The sequence below is a fragment of the Microbacterium aurantiacum genome (assembly GCF_040532595.1).
In the GTDB taxonomy this organism is placed as follows: Bacteria; Actinomycetota; Actinomycetes; order Actinomycetales; family Microbacteriaceae; genus Microbacterium; species Microbacterium chocolatum_B.
In genome coordinates this window covers 2,028,726-2,044,710 of the sequence record NZ_JBEVYX010000001.1, presented here as the reverse complement: position 1 = coordinate 2,044,710, position 15,985 = coordinate 2,028,726, and the positions used below count along the sequence as shown (strand labels likewise).

Below are 15,985 nucleotides of genomic sequence, written 5' to 3'. Positions count from 1 at the left end.
TCAGCTCCTAGCTTTGAGTCGCACTAGCAGAACCACCAGAGCCACGGCCTGGAGGAAGCACGCCGCTGAGTAGCCGACCGCGGCCCCAACGGCCGCCCCCAGTATCGCTCCTAGCGCCACTGACCCGAGGACCAGAGTCGCCGCTACGGCGGCCACATGGCCAACCACTCGGGCCGAGCCGAGCCCTTGAATGGCGGCGCCTGCCATCATCGAGAACGTGAGGAAGAAGACACCCACGCAATAGATCCTTAAAGGCTGAACGGCGCCCAAGTACTCGTCGCCGACAATTACCGGCACAAGCCAACCCGCAAGGGCGACGATGACAACAAGACCCAGGCCGGTAGCGGCAAGCGTAACGAGCTGCAAAAGGAGCCCCCTGCGAAACCACGACCAGCCCCGCGAAGCAAACTTAGGGAGAAGAACAGCAGATACCGCAGACCCGACCATAGTGGCGGGCGAACTGACTCTCGAGGGTACCGCGAAAAGACCCGCAGCACCGGGGCCGGCGGCGAATGCAACCACCGCGACGTCCTGATTGCGTAGCTGCGTGGCAATCGTCTCGATCCAATAGGGTCGCGCAAGTCTGAGAGTCAGCAACCGAGACATCGAAGCGTTGGATGCGGACCCGCCGACTGGGGTTATCGCTCTCAGCGTCGCGTTCACGCCTGCTTCCGCGACTACGTACGCGACTGCATAGCTGAGCACGGGGTTAACTCCAAGTGCATACATGAGGACAAACACAGCAAGGAGAACCGCCCGCCGCAACGTCAGCGACAGCCCGAACACACGTGTCCGCCCTCGAGCCAACGTGATTCCCTGCCATACGGCCGAGTTGCGCTGCGCGACTGCGCCGAGAGCAAAGGGGACCATGAGCCAGAACCGTGGGTCCAGCGGCGCGAGCGCAAGAAAGACAGCGAGCAACCCGGCCCCAAGGATCACCCCAATGAGGGAGTTCAGCCTCACAACTCGCCGCACTTCGTCTGCCGCGAGACCGGCGGCAAGCTCGCGAGTGACATACGGCCCAAGTCCCATACCAGCAATTGCCGATACGAGGAGAATCACACTCTGCACGGCGACCGCGAGACCAAAATCGGCAGGCCCTGCCCACCGCGCCAGAAGGACCATCGACAGGGCCTGTAGCAACGCTGCCCCAAACCGGCCACCTATCAGGCCACCGTATGTCACTACCGCTTTCATGTGCCTGACTCAGCACGCCTCGCGGGCGCTATGCTCACTGATTCCCGGCGAAATCTTGCTGCGGTCAGGTAAATCAGACGGTAAGTTTCGGGAGACATGACCCCCAGCAAAGCCCGAAGGGCTCTCTTGGGCTGTCGGGCGAATTGACTCCGCAGACGCTTGCCACGAACCCCGCCCATTTCGTACAGCATTTGGCGCAATTCCGCTGAACTAGGTCGCCCGAAGTGGCCAGCTCGGCGAGACCACTCGTTTAACAGTGGGATCGTGCAGAAACGGAGAACGAAGCCGTCGATCGTATCGTGGCCGATCGCCCCCTCTCCCGCGGTAACCCGTCTAGCAGCGCTCGCACAGAAGGCAAGGTCTGTCCACCGATAGTCCTTGCTGTGAAGTATGGAGCCCGACCGCATAACGTACGAGTACAACACTCCGGTCACGCACACCACGCGTTCGGCTCTCGCCGCAATCGCAAGGATACCCCCGAGATCAGAGTGAGCACGGGTACCGGGAAACGGTTCCGCTCCAAGCAAATCCCGCCGGAACAACTTGTTCCACAAATGGCCCTGTACTCTTCCGTCCAGTATCGCTCGAAGCAGATCTTGCCCCGTAGAACCGGAGTGATGGTCTGCGTCCGCGATGGTCCCGATCCATTTGCCGTCAACATCAACACGGCGCGCGTTGCACAACACTACGTCGGCGTTACTCTCGACCGCTTCGGAATGCATGACGTCCACGATGCCGGGGTCCCACTCGTCGTCGATGTCCGCAAACCAGATGTACTCTGCACTTGCCGCGGAAACGCCTGCATTTCTGGCCGCAGCCACGCCAGCGCCGATGCCTTCCATGTTGATAAGCCTGACTCGCGGAGCTACTTGGCCAATGATTTCGCTCAGCTCACCCGCCGCTAGGTCAGTTGAATTGTCATCGACGAGAATAAGTTCAGCGATGTTTCCGCTCATCACGTTGATCTTTCGAGGAAGCGCGCGCAAGAACTCCCTTGAGTTGCGGAAAGCCATTACAAGCGAGACCGTCGACGCGTAGCCCGAACTCACGCGCCTACCTCTTCGTATGATTTTTCCAGCTGCCGCGCAACGGCATCCATGGAGAAGATCTCCGCTACTACGCGGACCGCTTGCTCCTGAAGCGACCGACGATACGGCGCATCCTCGATCAGGCGCGCAACCGCTGCCTTAAGAGAGGCGAAATCGTGCCCAACGACTAGCCCACCGCCGTGCTCTCGCAGTGTAGGCGCCAACCCGCAGCTCTCCGTGACCACGACCGCCAAGCCGGCCGACATTGCCTCGAGGACCGCCATTGGGAATGGTTCGTTTACGGAGGGTAGAACGAAGATGTCATGCTGGCTCAAAAATGTGATTGCCTGATCGGTGGCGATCGGACCACCTACGCGTACATTCAGTCCACGAGCAATCAACTGGCCGGCTCGAGCATTGAGCCGTGCGTACTCCCCTCCGTCTGGACCCCGAACCTCGAACTCTGCGATCACTCCCTCATCGTCGAGCTGAGCCGCCAAGTCGAGCATAAGCTCGGGTCTTTTTCGAGGATGCAACCTCGAGAAATAGACCACCTTCACGCGCTCGTCTCCCGCGCCCGCGGCGGCGAGCGTGTGGGGATCGATGTACGGCACACCATTGATCAGGTGTTGCAACTTCCCGTCCGATTCGAGTGCGGGAAACTGGCACCCCATGTCCGACTTCTCGTTGTCCGTGAGGTAAAAGACCCGACGGCTATCGTTCACTACCTTCCGTGTGACGAGCGCATCCAGCGGCCGCGATAACGGGTGGCGACTCTTCTTAACCATGCCGTGGGTCTGCAGGAAGTAAGGCGCCCGTTGCCTTCGGGCCTGGAGCGCTGCGCCAAGAGTGATGAGATCGCGCCCCATGTGTATATGTTGCACGTCATAGTACTGTCCATTTTGCACCAGGTATTCACGAAGGTCATCACTACGCAAGAAGGAGAAAGACTGCGAGCCCACGGTTCGTGACACCCTGAATAGCTGTGCTGGCACCCCGCGAATTTCTGCGGGTGGTTCAGCGTATCCACGCTGGCCCGCAACGATGTGGACATCATGACCGCGGTTCTGCAAAGCCACGGCTTGATTGATCGCTACCGTCGTGGGCCCGCCGAATTCACCATTTGGAGTGACTAGAGCGACGATCATCGCGATCTTCACCGGGTGTGCTCACCTTCGAATCTATGACGGCGATAGACCGCTGGTTGTCCTGAGCCGTAGACACACCCATTGGCGACCCGCCCTCTGACAACAGACATCGGCTCAATTACGGCAGATCTACCAATATGACTTCCCCCAAGAACCATGCACCTGGCGGTAACCCAAGCTCCGTCCTCGATGACGATGGGCGATGAGACAGTCCTCATATCTCGCGCAGCTGAGTGGCTACCCGTCGTGATAAAAGCTTCCTGCGACACCACCGCGTCTCTTCCGATGGTGACGGGACTTCGGTTTGATATCCAGACGCCTTCTCCTATCCAGGAGTCGTGCCCAACCGTCAGGTTCCAGGGAAACCGGATCCTGACTCTCGGTCTGATAATCACCCGATCGCCAACCTTCGCGCCGAACGCTCGTAGAGTCCACCTGCGAACAGCTGAACTCGGTTGCATGGAGTTCGACACCAGCAGCGCTCCGGCGATCTGCCATGCGGCCATCCAGAGTCGGTTTCGTCCCCAACCGGTGTCGGGTATAGGGACACTGCGCAACGGAATCACGCGGTCCGATTGTGTGGACTCACTCATTTCATCGCTCCTCATTCGGTCCGAACCCCGCTACCCGGATGTTGGCCTGGCACGTCGAGACTAGATGGCTCGGCGCCAACCCACGCTCGGCGTGGCTGCGCGGCGGCACTGACCAGCACCCTTCCCTTGCCCGTAACCACACCGAAATCCTTTGGACGATAGCCTCGTGGCTATGACTCCCCCGTCAGACGACGTGCTGATGCTCGGCATGAACTACCCACCTGAGCCGACCGGCATCTCGCCGTACACCGGTGCCATGGCTCGTGGACTTGCCCGCCGAGGCTTCATCACCCGCGTCCTGACGACGCATCCTCATTATCCGGACTGGAAAGTAAAGCCAGGTTACGGGCAGTGGTCACGGAACGAACATCTCGACGGCGTGGACGTCACGCGGCTGAAGCACTACGTCCCGAATCCGCCGAAGGGGATCCGACGCCTGGCATCCGAAGCGAGCTTTGGTGCACGCCTTCTGGCCCAGAGATGGGGGTCTCCGAACGCCATCGTCGTTGTTTCGCCGGCGCTCGTGTCGTCCTGGCTCGCGTCCGTAAAGGCCAAGCTCCTTCACCGCAAGACACCGCTCATCGTCTGGGTACAGGACCTCTACACGCTAGGACTGTCCGAGACGGGCCAGGCGAGTGGACTCGTCGTGAAGGTCATGGCGGCGCTCGAGGGGGCGCTGCTCCGACGTGCGGACACGGTCGTCGTCATCCACGACCGCTTCGCTGCACGCGTCTCCCAGGACTTCGACATCCCGCGTGAGCGCATCGAGGTGATCCGCAACTGGACTCATCTCCCGCCGGCACCCGACGTCGATGTCGCCCACGCTCGGTCACGGTTCGGATGGCAGGACGGAGAGACGATCGTCCTGCACGCCGGCAACATGGGCGTGAAGCAGGGCCTCGGGAACGTGGTCGACGCCGCCCGCATCGCAGAGCAACGCGGGGATCGCGTCAGATTCGTCATGCTCGGCGGGGGATCCGAACTCGCCTCGCTGAAGGCTCAGAGCGTCGGGTTGTCGACGATCGAGTTCATGGCGCCGCTCGACGATGATGACTTCGCAGCTGCCTTGGCCAGCGCGGACTGCCTTCTGGTCAACGAACTGCCGGGGGTTGCCGAGATGGCGGTTCCGAGCAAGCTCACTTCCTATTTTTCGGCGGGGCGCCCCGTCGTTGCCGCGACCGACGTGACCGGCATCACCGCAGATGAGATCCGCACGGCCGATGCGGGAGTCGTCGTGCCGGCGGGGCAACCCCACGCCTTGCTTGAGGCCGTGACCGCGCTCGCTTCCGACGAGGACCAAGCCCAACGCTTCCGCGCCAACGGCCGCCACTACCGCTCCACCGTGCTCGATGAAGAGTCCGCAATCGATCACTTCACACAGATGTTGATGCGTCTTATCCCCAGCAAGAACCGCATCACCGACGCCGTCTCCACCACGGCATCGAACTGAGTACAACAGAAACGGAGCAGGCCCTTGGCCAAGCGCGCACTCATCACCGGAATCACCGGTCAGGACGGTTCCTACCTCGCCGAACTCCTCCTCAGGAAGGGCTACGAGGTCCATGGCCTCATCCGCCGGGCCTCGACGTTCAACACGCATCGGATCAATCACCTGTACGTCGACCCGCACGAGCCGGACGCCAAGCTCTTCCTGCACTACGGTGACCTCTCCGACGGCGCCCGCATGGTGACGCTGATGAGTGAAATCAACCCGGATGAGGTGTATAACCTCGCCGCGCAGTCGCATGTGCGGGTGTCGTTCGATGAGCCCGAGCACACCGCCGACACCACCGGGACCGGCACGATCCGTCTCCTCGAGGCCGTCCGCCTCTCGGGAATCAAGACCCGCTTCTACCAGGCCTCCACGTCCGAGCTGTATGGAGCGACCCCGCCCCCGCAGAACGAGGAGACCCCGTTCTACCCCCGCTCCCCGTACGGTGTCGCAAAGCTGTATTCGTACTGGATCACGAAGAACTACCGTGAGGCGTACGACATGTTCGCGGTGAACGGGATCCTGTTCAACCACGAGTCCCCGCGTCGTGGGGAGACGTTCGTGACCCGCAAGATCACCCGTGCGGTCGCGCGAATCAAGGCGGGGGTGCAGAAGGACATCTACCTCGGCAACCTCGACTCGATCCGCGACTGGGGGTACGCGGCGGAGTACGTCGAGGGCATGTGGCGGATGCTGCAGGTCGACGAGCCTGAGGACTTCGTTCTCGGCACCGGTGTCGGATACACGATCCGCGACTTCCTGGAGACCTCCTTCGGCCACGTCGGTCTGGACTGGCAGGAGTACGTCAAGTTCGACGAGCGGTACCTGCGTCCCACCGAGGTCGACGCGCTCATCGGCGACCCGTCGAAGGCCGCGGACAAGCTCGGATGGGTTCCCACCATTGACGGGAAGGAACTCGCGAAGCTCATGGTCGATGCCGACATCGAGGCCCTGGAGAAGGGTCCGGAGTGGATTGACACCGTGAAGCTCGCGTCGTGGGGAACCGCGGACGCGGTGGCGGCGCGATGACCACCGCCAGCGACGGTGTGGATTACACCCCGGGGGAGCTCGACCGGGACGCCACCTTCTACGTCGCCGGTCACCGGGGACTCGTCGGGTCGGCGATCGTTCGCCGCCTCGAATCGGCCGGGTTCGACCGGGTCGTCGGGAAGCCGTCCGCGGAGCTCGACTTGAAGGACCGGGATGCGGTGTTCGCGTACATGGGTGAGATCAAGCCGAAGTACGTGGTGCTGGCCGCGGCGAAAGTGGGCGGCATCCTGGCGAACTCCACCTACCCCGTCGACTTCCTCAGCGACAACATGCGCATCCAGACGAACGTTCTGGACGCGGCAGTCGCGAACGATGTGGAGCGGGTGCTGTTCCTCGGGTCGTCCTGTATCTACCCGAAGTTCGCCGAGCAACCCATTCGCGAAGACTCGTTGTTGACGGGTCACCTCGAGCCGACGAACGACGCGTACGCGATCGCGAAGATCGCCGGGATCCTTCACACCCAAGCCGTCCGCCGCCAATACGGGCTCCCCTGGATCTCCGCGATGCCCACCAACCTGTACGGGCCGAACGACAACTTCTCCCCCAAGGGGTCCCACGTCCTGCCAGCACTGATCCGCCGGTATGACGAAGCAGCCTCCTCGGGTGCGGCGTCGGTGACGAACTGGGGCACGGGGACACCGCGGCGGGAGTTCCTCCACGCCGACGACATGGCCGATGCGTGCCTGCACCTCCTCGAACACTACGACGGCCCCGCACAGGTCAACGTCGGCACCGGGTCAGACGTCACCATCCGCGAGATTGCCGAGACGATTGCGACGGTGGTCGGGTTCGAGGGTGACACCGAATGGGACACGACCAAGCCCGACGGAACGCCGCAAAAGCTTCTCGACGTGTCTCAGCTTGCTGAGGCGGGGTGGACCGCTCAGATCTCCCTCGAGGAGGGACTGGAGCGGACCGTGGCCTGGTACCGCGACCACGCCGACGCGCTGCGGCAGTAGACCCACGGTTCTGCGGAGACGCGCGTGACCTATCGACACATCGTGCTCTTCCGAGTCCATGACGATGTCGACGGTGACCGAGTGACCGAAGCCATCAACCGGCTTCGGTCACTCGGCGTTCTGGCCGGCATCCATTCCTGGCGAGTCGAGCTATCGCTCGATGTACGCAAAGGGCGAGTCATCATCGAAGACGGGGCGTTTATCAATCCGGAAGCGTTTGAGGCGTTCCGGGAGGACCCGAGGCATGCAGAGGTTGCGGCGATGATGTCCAAGTTCTCGGACTGGTGGATCGGCGACATCGCGGAATAGGGCCTGGTGGTTGTCGACGGGTCATCCGACATCCGAGGCCCGCCCGCGCGACGCGTGGGCTAGCCCAGAACAGACGAAACGGACTCGACATCAGCGACCAATACAATCACCGGGTGCTCACGAATCAGGAGACAGCCGTTGCTGACCCAACGTCGCGTTTTCGGACGGACATTCAGGGCCTTCGCGCCCTTGCGGTAGGCGCCGTTGTCTTGTACCACGCGGGAGTTCCCTTCCTTCCTGGCGGATACGTAGGCGTCGACATCTTTTTCGTGATCTCAGGTTTCCTCATCACGAGCCACCTGCTCACGGGTCTTCGCAGAGATGGAAGAGTGCGTTTTGCGAGCTTCTACGCGAAACGTGCGCGGCGAATCCTGCCTGCCTCCTTCGTTGTGCTCAGCCTCTCGGTCGTCGCAGCGCTGATCTGGTACCCGCCGCTACTGATGCGTGAGGTTTGGCAGGGCGCTCTCGCGACAGCGTTTTACGTCCCCAACATGCTCTTCGCGGCTCAGGGAACCAACTATCTCGCCGAGACGACTCCGTCATTGTTCCAGCACTACTGGTCCCTCGGCATCGAGGAACAGTTCTATCTCGCATGGCCGCTCGTGCTGTCGCTTGGGTTCGTCTTCGTGAGGCGCCCGAAGTTTCTGTTCATGCTCATCTCCGGCTTGGTCATCGTCTCCTTTGTTGCCTGTGTGCTCCTAACCTTCCGATCACAGCCCTGGGCGTTCTTCGCGCTGCCCACGCGCGCGTGGGAACTGGGCGTGGGCGGTCTCGCAGCTTTCATCCTCACCTATCGGCCACAAGTTCTCACGGGTCGGACCGCGGCCATCACTGGGTGGATGGGCATTGCCACGCTGGCGGGGTCTGTGCTCCTGTTCACAAGCGAGACCTTGTTCCCGGGGTACTGGGCCGTTGTGCCCGTAGTCGCTACGGCGGCAGTGATCGTAGCGGGGGATAGCCGCGCACCACTCAGCCCGCAGGCGATTCTCTCGACTCGTGGGATGCAGTTCATTGGGCTGATCTCCTACTCCCTGTATCTCGTTCACTGGCCGTTGCTGCAGATCCCGCAGGCGGCAGTTGGATTCGAGAACCCACTCCCGCTGTGGGCCACGCTGATCCTCGGAGCCATCAGCTTCCCCGTTGCATGGTTGCTGTTCCGCTATGTCGAGGAGCCAGGACGGACCGTTGCTTGGCTCGCAGCGGCACGTCCGCGACGGAGTCTCATTGCGGCCGGCGCGGCTTCGGTGCTCGTCGCCGTCGCCGCCACGGGCGCGCACCTTTACTCAGAGAGCAAGCCACTACATGCCGGCGATGCAGCGACATCAGCTGAGGTCACTAGCCCCCCGAATTTCACCACCTTCGTGCCGTCGAACCTCGCGCCCTCCCTTCGATCTGTGTCAAAGGACCAACCCCAGGTGTACGAGGACGGGTGCCACCTCAACTTTACCGACACGGTATCGGGCGCCTGTGTATACGGCGACGAGAACGCCCCGCAGATCGCTCTCTTTGGTGATTCGCATGCGGCGCAGTGGTTTCCGGCACTCCTCACGTTCGCGGAAGAACACGGCTATTCCGTGGCGAGCTATACCAAGAGCGCCTGCCCGTCTGTTTCGGCATCAGTCCTGCGCAATGGCTCCCCTTATTCGGAGTGCTCGCAGTGGCGAGATTCGACGATCGAGATCTTGAACGCTACCCAGCCCGCTCTTGTTGTGGTCTCGAACTCCGGGAACGCATCGCTGGCGGACGCCGGCACCACATCAACCTGGGGTCAAGCGCTCGGCGGGACGATTGGCAGCCTCCGCTCCCCCGTAGCCGTCATCGCGGACACACCGAACCTCGGCAACACCCCTGCCGTGTGCCTATCGGCCAACCTCCACAGCGCCCAGGAGTGTGGGGCGCCTCGCGACGTGGCTCTAGGCTCGCCGGAGAGCGAAGAGGAGCAGCGCGTAACTCAGGAACTTGGTGTTCCTTACGTAGACCTCAACGACTACATCTGCTCAGAGGAACTTTGCTCGCCGATCGTCGGCAACACACTGGCGTATCGGGATGCACACCATCTGACGGCTACGTTCAGCGCACAGCTCAGCGAGGTCCTCGGCGAGCGGTTGACTCTAATCCTCAATTGAAAGCGGCGCGCGGTTTCGTTAGCGCACAGCGACCGTGACCGCGGTGACGTTCTCGAGCACCACGGCGCTGGTCGAGCCGAGGAAGAGGCGGGCGAGGCCGCTGCGGCCGTGGGTGCCGACCACCGTCAGTCGCGCGGAGGTCGAGGCGTCGGTGATCTCGGTGGCGGCGTCTCCCTCGATGACGTGGAGACGCACCTCGAGGTTCGGGTACCGCGTGCGCGCCTCCTCGGCCATCGTCTGCGCGAAGGCCTCAGTCGGAGCCTGGAGGTCGTAGGGCATCGGGTCGTAGGCCATGGTGACGTCCATGGAGGTCGGCACCGGCATCCACGTCGACACGATCGTCAGCGGTTCCCCGAGTCGCGTTGCCTCGTCGGCGGCGAAGGCGAGGGCGCGGTGGGAGACGTCGGAGCCGTCGACTCCGACGACGACACCGGAGCGTCCCTCCGGGGCGAGGTCGGGGACGACGGCGACGGAACAGTGGGCGTGCGCGACGAGGTGACGGCTGAGGTGCCCCCGCTCACGGTCACCGCCCGGGACGTGGTCGGTGCCGATCACGAGGAGCGCGGCATCCGTTGCCGCATCGGGGAGGGCGCGGTCGACGTGGGCTCCGTCGGCCACCTCGACCGTCACGGTGAGGCCCTCGTCGCGGAGGGGCTGCGCGAGCGACTCGAGGGGTGCGATGGCGTGCGCGTCGCGGCTTTCCGGAGCATGCGCCTTCGGGTCGACCACCGACACCAGCTTCAGGTCGGCACCGGTCGCGCGGGCGCGCTCGGCGGCCCAGGCGAGGGCGGGGTGGGAGTGGTGGCCGTCGGGACGCACGCCGACGACGATGAGCGGGGAGGACGGTGCTGCGGCATCCGTCGGGAGTGCGGAGGAATCCGTCATGAGGCCCAGCGTAGGGGGCGGGGGTGGTGGCCGTGTGGTCAGGTTCGGAAAGCCGCGAGGGCGCAGATGGTGAAACAGCGCGGCGCCACCCCGACTGCATTGTCGGAGCGGCGCCGCCGCGGTTGATCGGCCTCCGCCAGCGCGTCAGTCCACGGTCAGGGTCACATCGAGGAAGCGCGGCCGGTAGATGCTCGCGTCGTCGTAGACATCCCCCACGTTGTCGAAGGTGTTGACGTTGTAGGTGACGAGCAGAGTGTCGCCCTCGCGGAACTCGGGGTGCTCGTGCGCGTTGTAGGTGAACACGTCGCCGTCACCGTACGAACCGAACGGGCCAGTCTCAGGGGTGCGGTACAGCTCGCCGGCATCGACGAACGGTCCGGTGGGTTCACACGCCACCTTCGCGACGATGCGGCTGTCGAACGGGAAGGTCGTGTCGTGCGTCACCATCAGCCACCCGTCGCGGAACGGCGCGACACTGAACTCGTTGGCGACATACGACGCGACCGGAGCAGCGTCCGCCTCGTGGGGCGACCACCGCTGACCGTCCCAGAACCGCCAGATGCCGTCGAGACCGCGCGTGCCCGAGGTGCGGGCGACGAAAGCCGACCGCACACCGTCGATGTCGGTGATGCCGTACACGAGCGTGCGGTTGCCCGCCTCCTGGGTCCACGAACCCCAGTTGATCCCCGTCGCGGACGGCAGATCTTCGATGCTCTGCAACTCGAGGGTGTCTTCGTCGAGAATTGCGAGCCGGTTCGCCGTCCAGCCGAAGTCGAAGCCGCCGGGACCGAACTTCTCGAACTGCAGCAGGGGCACGTGCACCGTGCCTCGACGGCCCGCGGTCGGGTCGCCGATCCAGTGCCACTTGCCGTCCTCGGTGGGCGGGATGACGCTCTCGGGCGCCTCCGGTGTGCCCCCTGTGACGGTGCGGAGAGTCTCGCCGTCGTCGACGACGATCGAGTTGTTGACGAAGACGGAGTCGAGGGGCCGAGACCCGTCATCATTCACCTCACCGAGGAAGGTGTCGGAGAAGAACCACCCCGTCTCACCGCCGGGGAGGGGCAGCGAGTACGTGCTGTCGGCCCCGGTCCACTCGCCACCGGTGTTCGCGTACGTCTCGAAGCGCTCGGTGAGCGCATCGTTGATGCTGACCTCGGCGGTGATCGTGGCGCCGGCGAGCGAGCACTCCCCCGCCTTCGCACCGGGGGCGGGAGAGCCCGGCGAGGCGTGCGCCGCCCCCGGAACCATGAGCGCGGCCACTGCCACCGTTGCGGCGGTGATGGTGCTCGCCCGAAGCCATCCTCGAACGTCGTTGTTCATGTGCTTTTCCTCTCATCGAAGCGCCGCGGCGCGGCATCCGTTGGCTGATGGGGTGTGTCTCACGGAACCGCGTCTGTCACCGTGCCGTCGGCGGCGATGTCGACGAGCCGGTCGCCCACGCGCAGACCGCGCAGGGTCGCCGAGCGGTCGATGAGCGCCACCGGTCCACCGGCGTGCACGGTTCCGTCGACCGTCACGCTGACCCCGAACAACGCCTCGACGATCAGGGCCGTCCACGCCCCGGACGATGAGCAGGCCCAGTCGATGATGTACGGCAGCTGCGGCGGCGCCTTCCGCGCTCCGCCGTTGATCGGCGGAACCGCCTCGGGCACGAAGTGCGCCTGACCCATCGGCCCCTGATTCGCGGTGCACGCGAGACCGTCGAGCCAGCCCACCAGCACGTCCTCGGCGCCGAGCTCACGCAAGGCGCGACCAGCGTCGGCCGGCCAGGCCGGATACGCACCGTTCCATTGGTGGTCCGGTCGCACGCTGAAGCTCGCGTCCGGATCCCACGGAGACAGGGCCCGCATCCACGTCTCGGTCTGGAGCTCGCGCTGGAAGAACGCGACCATCTCGGAACGCGTCTGCTCGTCGAGATCGCCCGCGATCGTCGTTCCCACGATCGAGAAGTCGTAGCAGTGCCGCACGGGCAGTTCCGTGCCGTCGGGCTGGCGGGCAGCGAAGAAGCCCTCGCCGCGGCGATACAGCGACAACACGTGGGGCAGCAGTTCGTCTGCGCCGCGGCGCAGGTCGTCCGCGCGCGGGTCACCCACCCGCTCGAGGATCTCGGCGACCGTGCGCATGCACCACACGTTCGCGGCGTTGAGGCTCGCCACCTCGTGCGTGTAGGAGCTCACGCACTCGAGGAGGTTGTCGATCTCGCCGTAGTCGGCGAGCGCCGTCCCTCGCCGGAGCTCGCGCCACGCCGTCGCCCACGCCACCAGCGAGTCGCGCACCGTGCCCTCGGGCGTCTCTTCATCGAGGAATCCATCGTCACCGGTGACGCGCAGGTAGTCGTGGACGAGCCGCGTCATCGCGTAGTCATTCACCGAATACCAGCGACCGACCGGGCCGCCCGTCAGGGAGGAGCTGCCGAAGTGTCCGTGGATATCGAGGGTGATCCAGTGCAGCAGCTGACGACGCATCTCGGTCGGATCGAGCAGGGCATGACTGAGTGAGCTGAGGCTGTAGTCCCAGATGAACGTCGTCGTGCCCCAATAGTTGGGCATGAGGGTGTCGTAGCTGCGACCGAGCACGTTCCCCGGGAAGTCGCGCCGGAACCAGATCAGCCCGAGCGCTGCCCACCAATAGATCCGCCGCAGTGACTCGTCGCTCGTCTCCAGCCTTGGCAGGTGCCCCGAGAACTCGCTGTTCCCGGGGGTGAAGGTCGCCTCGAGCTGCGCGTTCCAGAACTCCTCCGCAGCGGCCACGACGCCGGGGACATCCGCGACGATCGCGTCGAAGTCCGCCTCTGCGACAGAGACGTCGGCGCCCACGACGTGGACGTATCCGACGCGGGCCGAGGCACCGGCGTCCATCGTCATATCCACCGAGACCGAGCCGCCGCGACCATTGCCTCCGAGCCCGACCTCGAGGCCATCGGCCGGCGACGCGACGCCGCTTCGTGCGTAGGATGCCGGGGCGTCGAGCCCCTGGATGCTCACCGCCGAGGCATCCGGCGCCACGAAGCGGATGCGATCGTGCTCCACGGTCGCCACGGTCTCTGCGCTCGGCGATTCCGCATCAAGCCACGCCCCGGCGGCGCGGGTGACACGGGCCGACAGCGAGAGCCCCAGGGTGAGGGTGCGGGCCCTAGCACCCGTGTTGCGGACGTGGATATCGACGACCACCGCGGGACGCCCCGGAACACACGCGGTGATGGTCTCGATCTCGAGCCCCGGAAGCGTGGCCGAGCGCGTCACGCGATCGGGACGCCAGGTGTGGCTGACCTCCGCCCCCCACGATGCGAAGACCCGACCGTCGACGAAGAGGGTCGCCGTCTGCGCGAGACCCTGCGAGACCGGCGGGAACTGCACGGCGCTGACCGCAACGAGGTCATGATCGACGCGGACGGTGCCGAGGAAGTTCGTCAGCCCCGCGGGGGCGATCATGTCGTCGAAGTGGTGGGTGATCTCGTCGGCGACGAGGTCGTGGACGGTCGGGATGGGCGACAGCATGGGAAGCTCCAGGTCAGTACTGCCCGAGCGCAAGTCCGCGGGCGAAGAAGCGCTGGGTGCAGAGGAAGAGGATGACGGTCGGCAGTGACACGAGGATGGCTGCGGCGAGCACCGTGGAGATCTGCGCGCCGCCGTAGGTGCTCTGCATGCCGGACAGGGTCGTGACGATGGGGCGGACGTCGTCGGACTGGCTGAGAGTCAGGCCGAGCAGCAGGTCGTTCCAGATGAAGGTGGCCTGCAAGATGAAGATCGCAACCAGGGCGCTGCTGGCCATGGGGAGATAGACGCGCAGGAAGATGCGCCACGTCGTCGCCCCGTCGAGCACCGCCGCTTCGAACACGGAATGCGCAACGCCGGTGAAGAAGTTGCGCATCACGAACGCGGCGAAGGGGACCGAGATCACCGTGTACACGATCACCATTCCGAGGCGGGTGTCGAAGAGTCCCACGCGCGAGTAGCCGTCGAACAGCGGCAGCAGGATCATCTGCAGCGGGAAGATCGACCCGCCGAAGATAGCCACGAACCACGCGAATCCGTGCTTGAGTCGCAGCGCGACGATGGCGAACCCCGCCGCCGCACCGACGAGGACGGCGATAGCGGCCGAGACCACCGCGTAGATGACGGTGCTGGTGACACTGTTGCCGAGCCCCGACAGGGTCAGAGCGTCGGCGACATTGCGGAAGAGCGAGAAGTCGGTCGGGATCCACGCCTCACTGCTGGTGTACAGCTCAGGCGCCTTCATCGCGTTGACGACGAGAAGGTAGACGGGGATCAGCCAGATGATCCCGAAGACGACGAGGACAGAGGTTCTGAGGATGCGCATGGTCACATCTCGTGCTTTCGAGAGAGTTGCTGGCGCAGGTACAGCACCGAAGCGATCAGCGTGATGACCGTGAGGAAGACGGCGATCGCCGAGCCGAGGCCATAGTCGCTGTTGTTGAAAGTCTCGCGATACATGGTGAGCGCGAGCGTCTCGGACGAGCGGCCGGGTCCCCCTCGCGTCATCCCCAGGACGATGTCGAAGGTCTTCAGGCTCGCCACGATCGACAACCCGATGACGACGGCGGAGAGCGGGCGCAACATCGGCCACAGGATGCTGCCGAACAGCCGGAGGCCGCCGGCACCGTCGATGCGCGCGGCCTCGAGCGGCTCCTTCGGGATGGACTGCAGCCCGATGGTGAAGAGGAGCGCGTTGACGCCGACTCCCTGCCAGGCGGAGGCGAGGATCATGACGATCGTGTTGAGCGGAGCGTCCAGAAGCCACCGGGGCGGATCGGCGATCCCGATCACGGCCAGTGCTTGGTCCAGCGCGCCGCCCGAGGACAGGATGAACGACCAGATGACGCCCACACCGATCCCCGACACGGCGTACGGGATGAGGAAGGGGAGCCGGAGCCAGATGCCGCCGGCGAGGTTCCAGGTGAGCAGCGCCACGGCCAGACCGAGCCCGACCGGGACGATCAGCGTCCCGACGACCCACAGCAACGTGTTCGACAGCGACCCGACGAAGGAGGCGTCGGTGACCATGTCGACGTAGTTGTCGAACCCGATCCATTCCGGCGACCCGAGGCCGTTGTACTGGGTGAAACTGAGGAACACGGTCCACAGGAGCGGCAGGTAGAGAACCACCGCCACCATGATCACGCCCGGGGCGATGAAGCCCCGGGCGGACCACTGGTACGACGTCTTGCGTTCGGCCAC

Annotated in this window: 13 protein-coding genes; 5 read left to right on the top strand and 8 right to left on the bottom strand. The window is 64.4% G+C overall.

Annotated elements, in window-relative coordinates; translation table 11 throughout:
* The 3 genes from ABXJ56_RS09625 to ABXJ56_RS09615 are packed head-to-tail and all read right to left on the bottom strand — an operon-like array spanning position 1 to position 3,385.
* A complete protein-coding gene (locus ABXJ56_RS09625; RefSeq protein ID WP_353999450.1) occupies positions 1–1,197 on the bottom strand; it encodes a lipopolysaccharide biosynthesis protein in 1,197 nt (398 codons plus the stop codon).
* Complete coding sequence (locus ABXJ56_RS09620) at positions 1,194–2,246, bottom strand: glycosyltransferase (RefSeq protein ID WP_353999449.1); 1,053 nt, start codon at positions 2,244–2,246, stop codon at positions 1,194–1,196. Before ABXJ56_RS09620 ends, ABXJ56_RS09625 begins: the two co-directional genes overlap by 4 nt.
* The gene (locus ABXJ56_RS09615) at positions 2,243–3,385 is read right to left on the bottom strand and encodes a glycosyltransferase (protein WP_353999448.1); all 1,143 of its coding nucleotides are present in this window, start codon (positions 3,383–3,385) and stop codon (positions 2,243–2,245) included. The genes ABXJ56_RS09620 and ABXJ56_RS09615 overlap by 4 nt, the downstream gene beginning before the upstream one ends.
* Positions 3,386–4,138: 753 nt before the next feature.
* Between ABXJ56_RS09615 and ABXJ56_RS09610 the strand changes: the two genes are divergently transcribed.
* The 5 genes from ABXJ56_RS09610 (at position 4,139) to ABXJ56_RS09590 (ending at position 9,902) form a co-directional block, all read left to right on the top strand.
* On the top strand, positions 4,139–5,416 hold the full coding sequence (locus tag ABXJ56_RS09610; protein WP_353999995.1) for a glycosyltransferase family 4 protein: 1,278 nt from the start codon (positions 4,139–4,141) through the stop codon (positions 5,414–5,416).
* A gap of 24 nt (positions 5,417–5,440) precedes the next feature.
* Complete coding sequence (gene gmd / locus ABXJ56_RS09605; RefSeq protein ID WP_353999447.1) at positions 5,441–6,487, top strand: GDP-mannose 4,6-dehydratase; 1,047 nt, start codon at positions 5,441–5,443, stop codon at positions 6,485–6,487.
* Positions 6,484–7,467 carry a GDP-L-fucose synthase family protein gene (locus ABXJ56_RS09600; RefSeq protein WP_353999446.1) on the top strand — a complete coding sequence of 328 codons (984 nt, stop codon included), beginning with the start codon at positions 6,484–6,486 and terminating at the stop codon, positions 7,465–7,467. Before gmd ends, ABXJ56_RS09600 begins: the two co-directional genes overlap by 4 nt.
* Positions 7,468–7,491: 24 nt before the next feature.
* Positions 7,492–7,776 carry a Dabb family protein gene (locus ABXJ56_RS09595; protein WP_353999445.1) on the top strand — a complete coding sequence of 95 codons (285 nt, stop codon included), beginning with the start codon at positions 7,492–7,494 and terminating at the stop codon, positions 7,774–7,776.
* A 113-nt stretch (positions 7,777–7,889) separates the two neighbouring features.
* On the top strand, positions 7,890–9,902 hold the full coding sequence (locus ABXJ56_RS09590) for an acyltransferase family protein (RefSeq protein ID WP_353999444.1): 2,013 nt from the start codon (positions 7,890–7,892) through the stop codon (positions 9,900–9,902).
* Between the two features lie 18 nt (positions 9,903–9,920).
* Here ABXJ56_RS09590 and ABXJ56_RS09585 read toward each other — a convergent pair whose 3' ends face one another.
* The 5 genes from ABXJ56_RS09585 to ABXJ56_RS09565 all read right to left on the bottom strand — a co-directional run bounded on the left by ABXJ56_RS09585 (position 9,921) and on the right by ABXJ56_RS09565 (position 15,985).
* On the bottom strand, positions 9,921–10,787 hold the full coding sequence (locus ABXJ56_RS09585) for a universal stress protein (protein ID WP_353999443.1): 867 nt from the start codon (positions 10,785–10,787) through the stop codon (positions 9,921–9,923).
* Between the two features lie 144 nt (positions 10,788–10,931).
* Positions 10,932–12,107: a DUF4185 domain-containing protein gene (locus ABXJ56_RS09580; protein WP_353999442.1), complete on the bottom strand. Its 1,176-nt coding sequence runs from the start codon at positions 12,105–12,107 to the stop codon at positions 10,932–10,934.
* A gap of 59 nt (positions 12,108–12,166) precedes the next feature.
* Entirely contained in the window at positions 12,167–14,284 is a 2,118-nt protein-coding gene (locus ABXJ56_RS09575; RefSeq protein WP_353999441.1) for a hypothetical protein, read from the bottom strand.
* 13 nt (positions 14,285–14,297) lie between these two features.
* Entirely contained in the window at positions 14,298–15,107 is an 810-nt protein-coding gene (locus tag ABXJ56_RS09570; protein ID WP_353999440.1) for a carbohydrate ABC transporter permease, read from the bottom strand.
* A 2-nt stretch (positions 15,108–15,109) separates the two neighbouring features.
* The gene (locus tag ABXJ56_RS09565) at positions 15,110–15,985 is read right to left on the bottom strand and encodes a carbohydrate ABC transporter permease (protein WP_353999439.1); all 876 of its coding nucleotides are present in this window, start codon (positions 15,983–15,985) and stop codon (positions 15,110–15,112) included.

What these genes read in the sequence shown, in the direction of transcription:
- ABXJ56_RS09625 (WP_353999450.1), bottom strand. Translation starts at nt 1,197, where the DNA reads ATGAAAGCGGTAGTGACATACGGTGGCCTGATAGGTGGCCGGTTTGGG.
- ABXJ56_RS09610 (WP_353999995.1), top strand. Translation starts at nt 4,139, where the DNA reads ATGACTCCCCCGTCAGACGACGTGCTGATGCTCGGCATGAACTACCCA.
- ABXJ56_RS09600 (WP_353999446.1), top strand. Translation starts at nt 6,484, where the DNA reads ATGACCACCGCCAGCGACGGTGTGGATTACACCCCGGGGGAGCTCGAC.
- ABXJ56_RS09585 (WP_353999443.1), bottom strand. Translation starts at nt 10,787, where the DNA reads ATGACGGATTCCTCCGCACTCCCGACGGATGCCGCAGCACCGTCCTCC.
- ABXJ56_RS09580 (WP_353999442.1), bottom strand. Translation starts at nt 12,107, where the DNA reads ATGAACAACGACGTTCGAGGATGGCTTCGGGCGAGCACCATCACCGCC.
- ABXJ56_RS09575 (WP_353999441.1), bottom strand. Translation starts at nt 14,284, where the DNA reads ATGCTGTCGCCCATCCCGACCGTCCACGACCTCGTCGCCGACGAGATC.
- ABXJ56_RS09570 (WP_353999440.1), bottom strand. Translation starts at nt 15,107, where the DNA reads ATGCGCATCCTCAGAACCTCTGTCCTCGTCGTCTTCGGGATCATCTGG.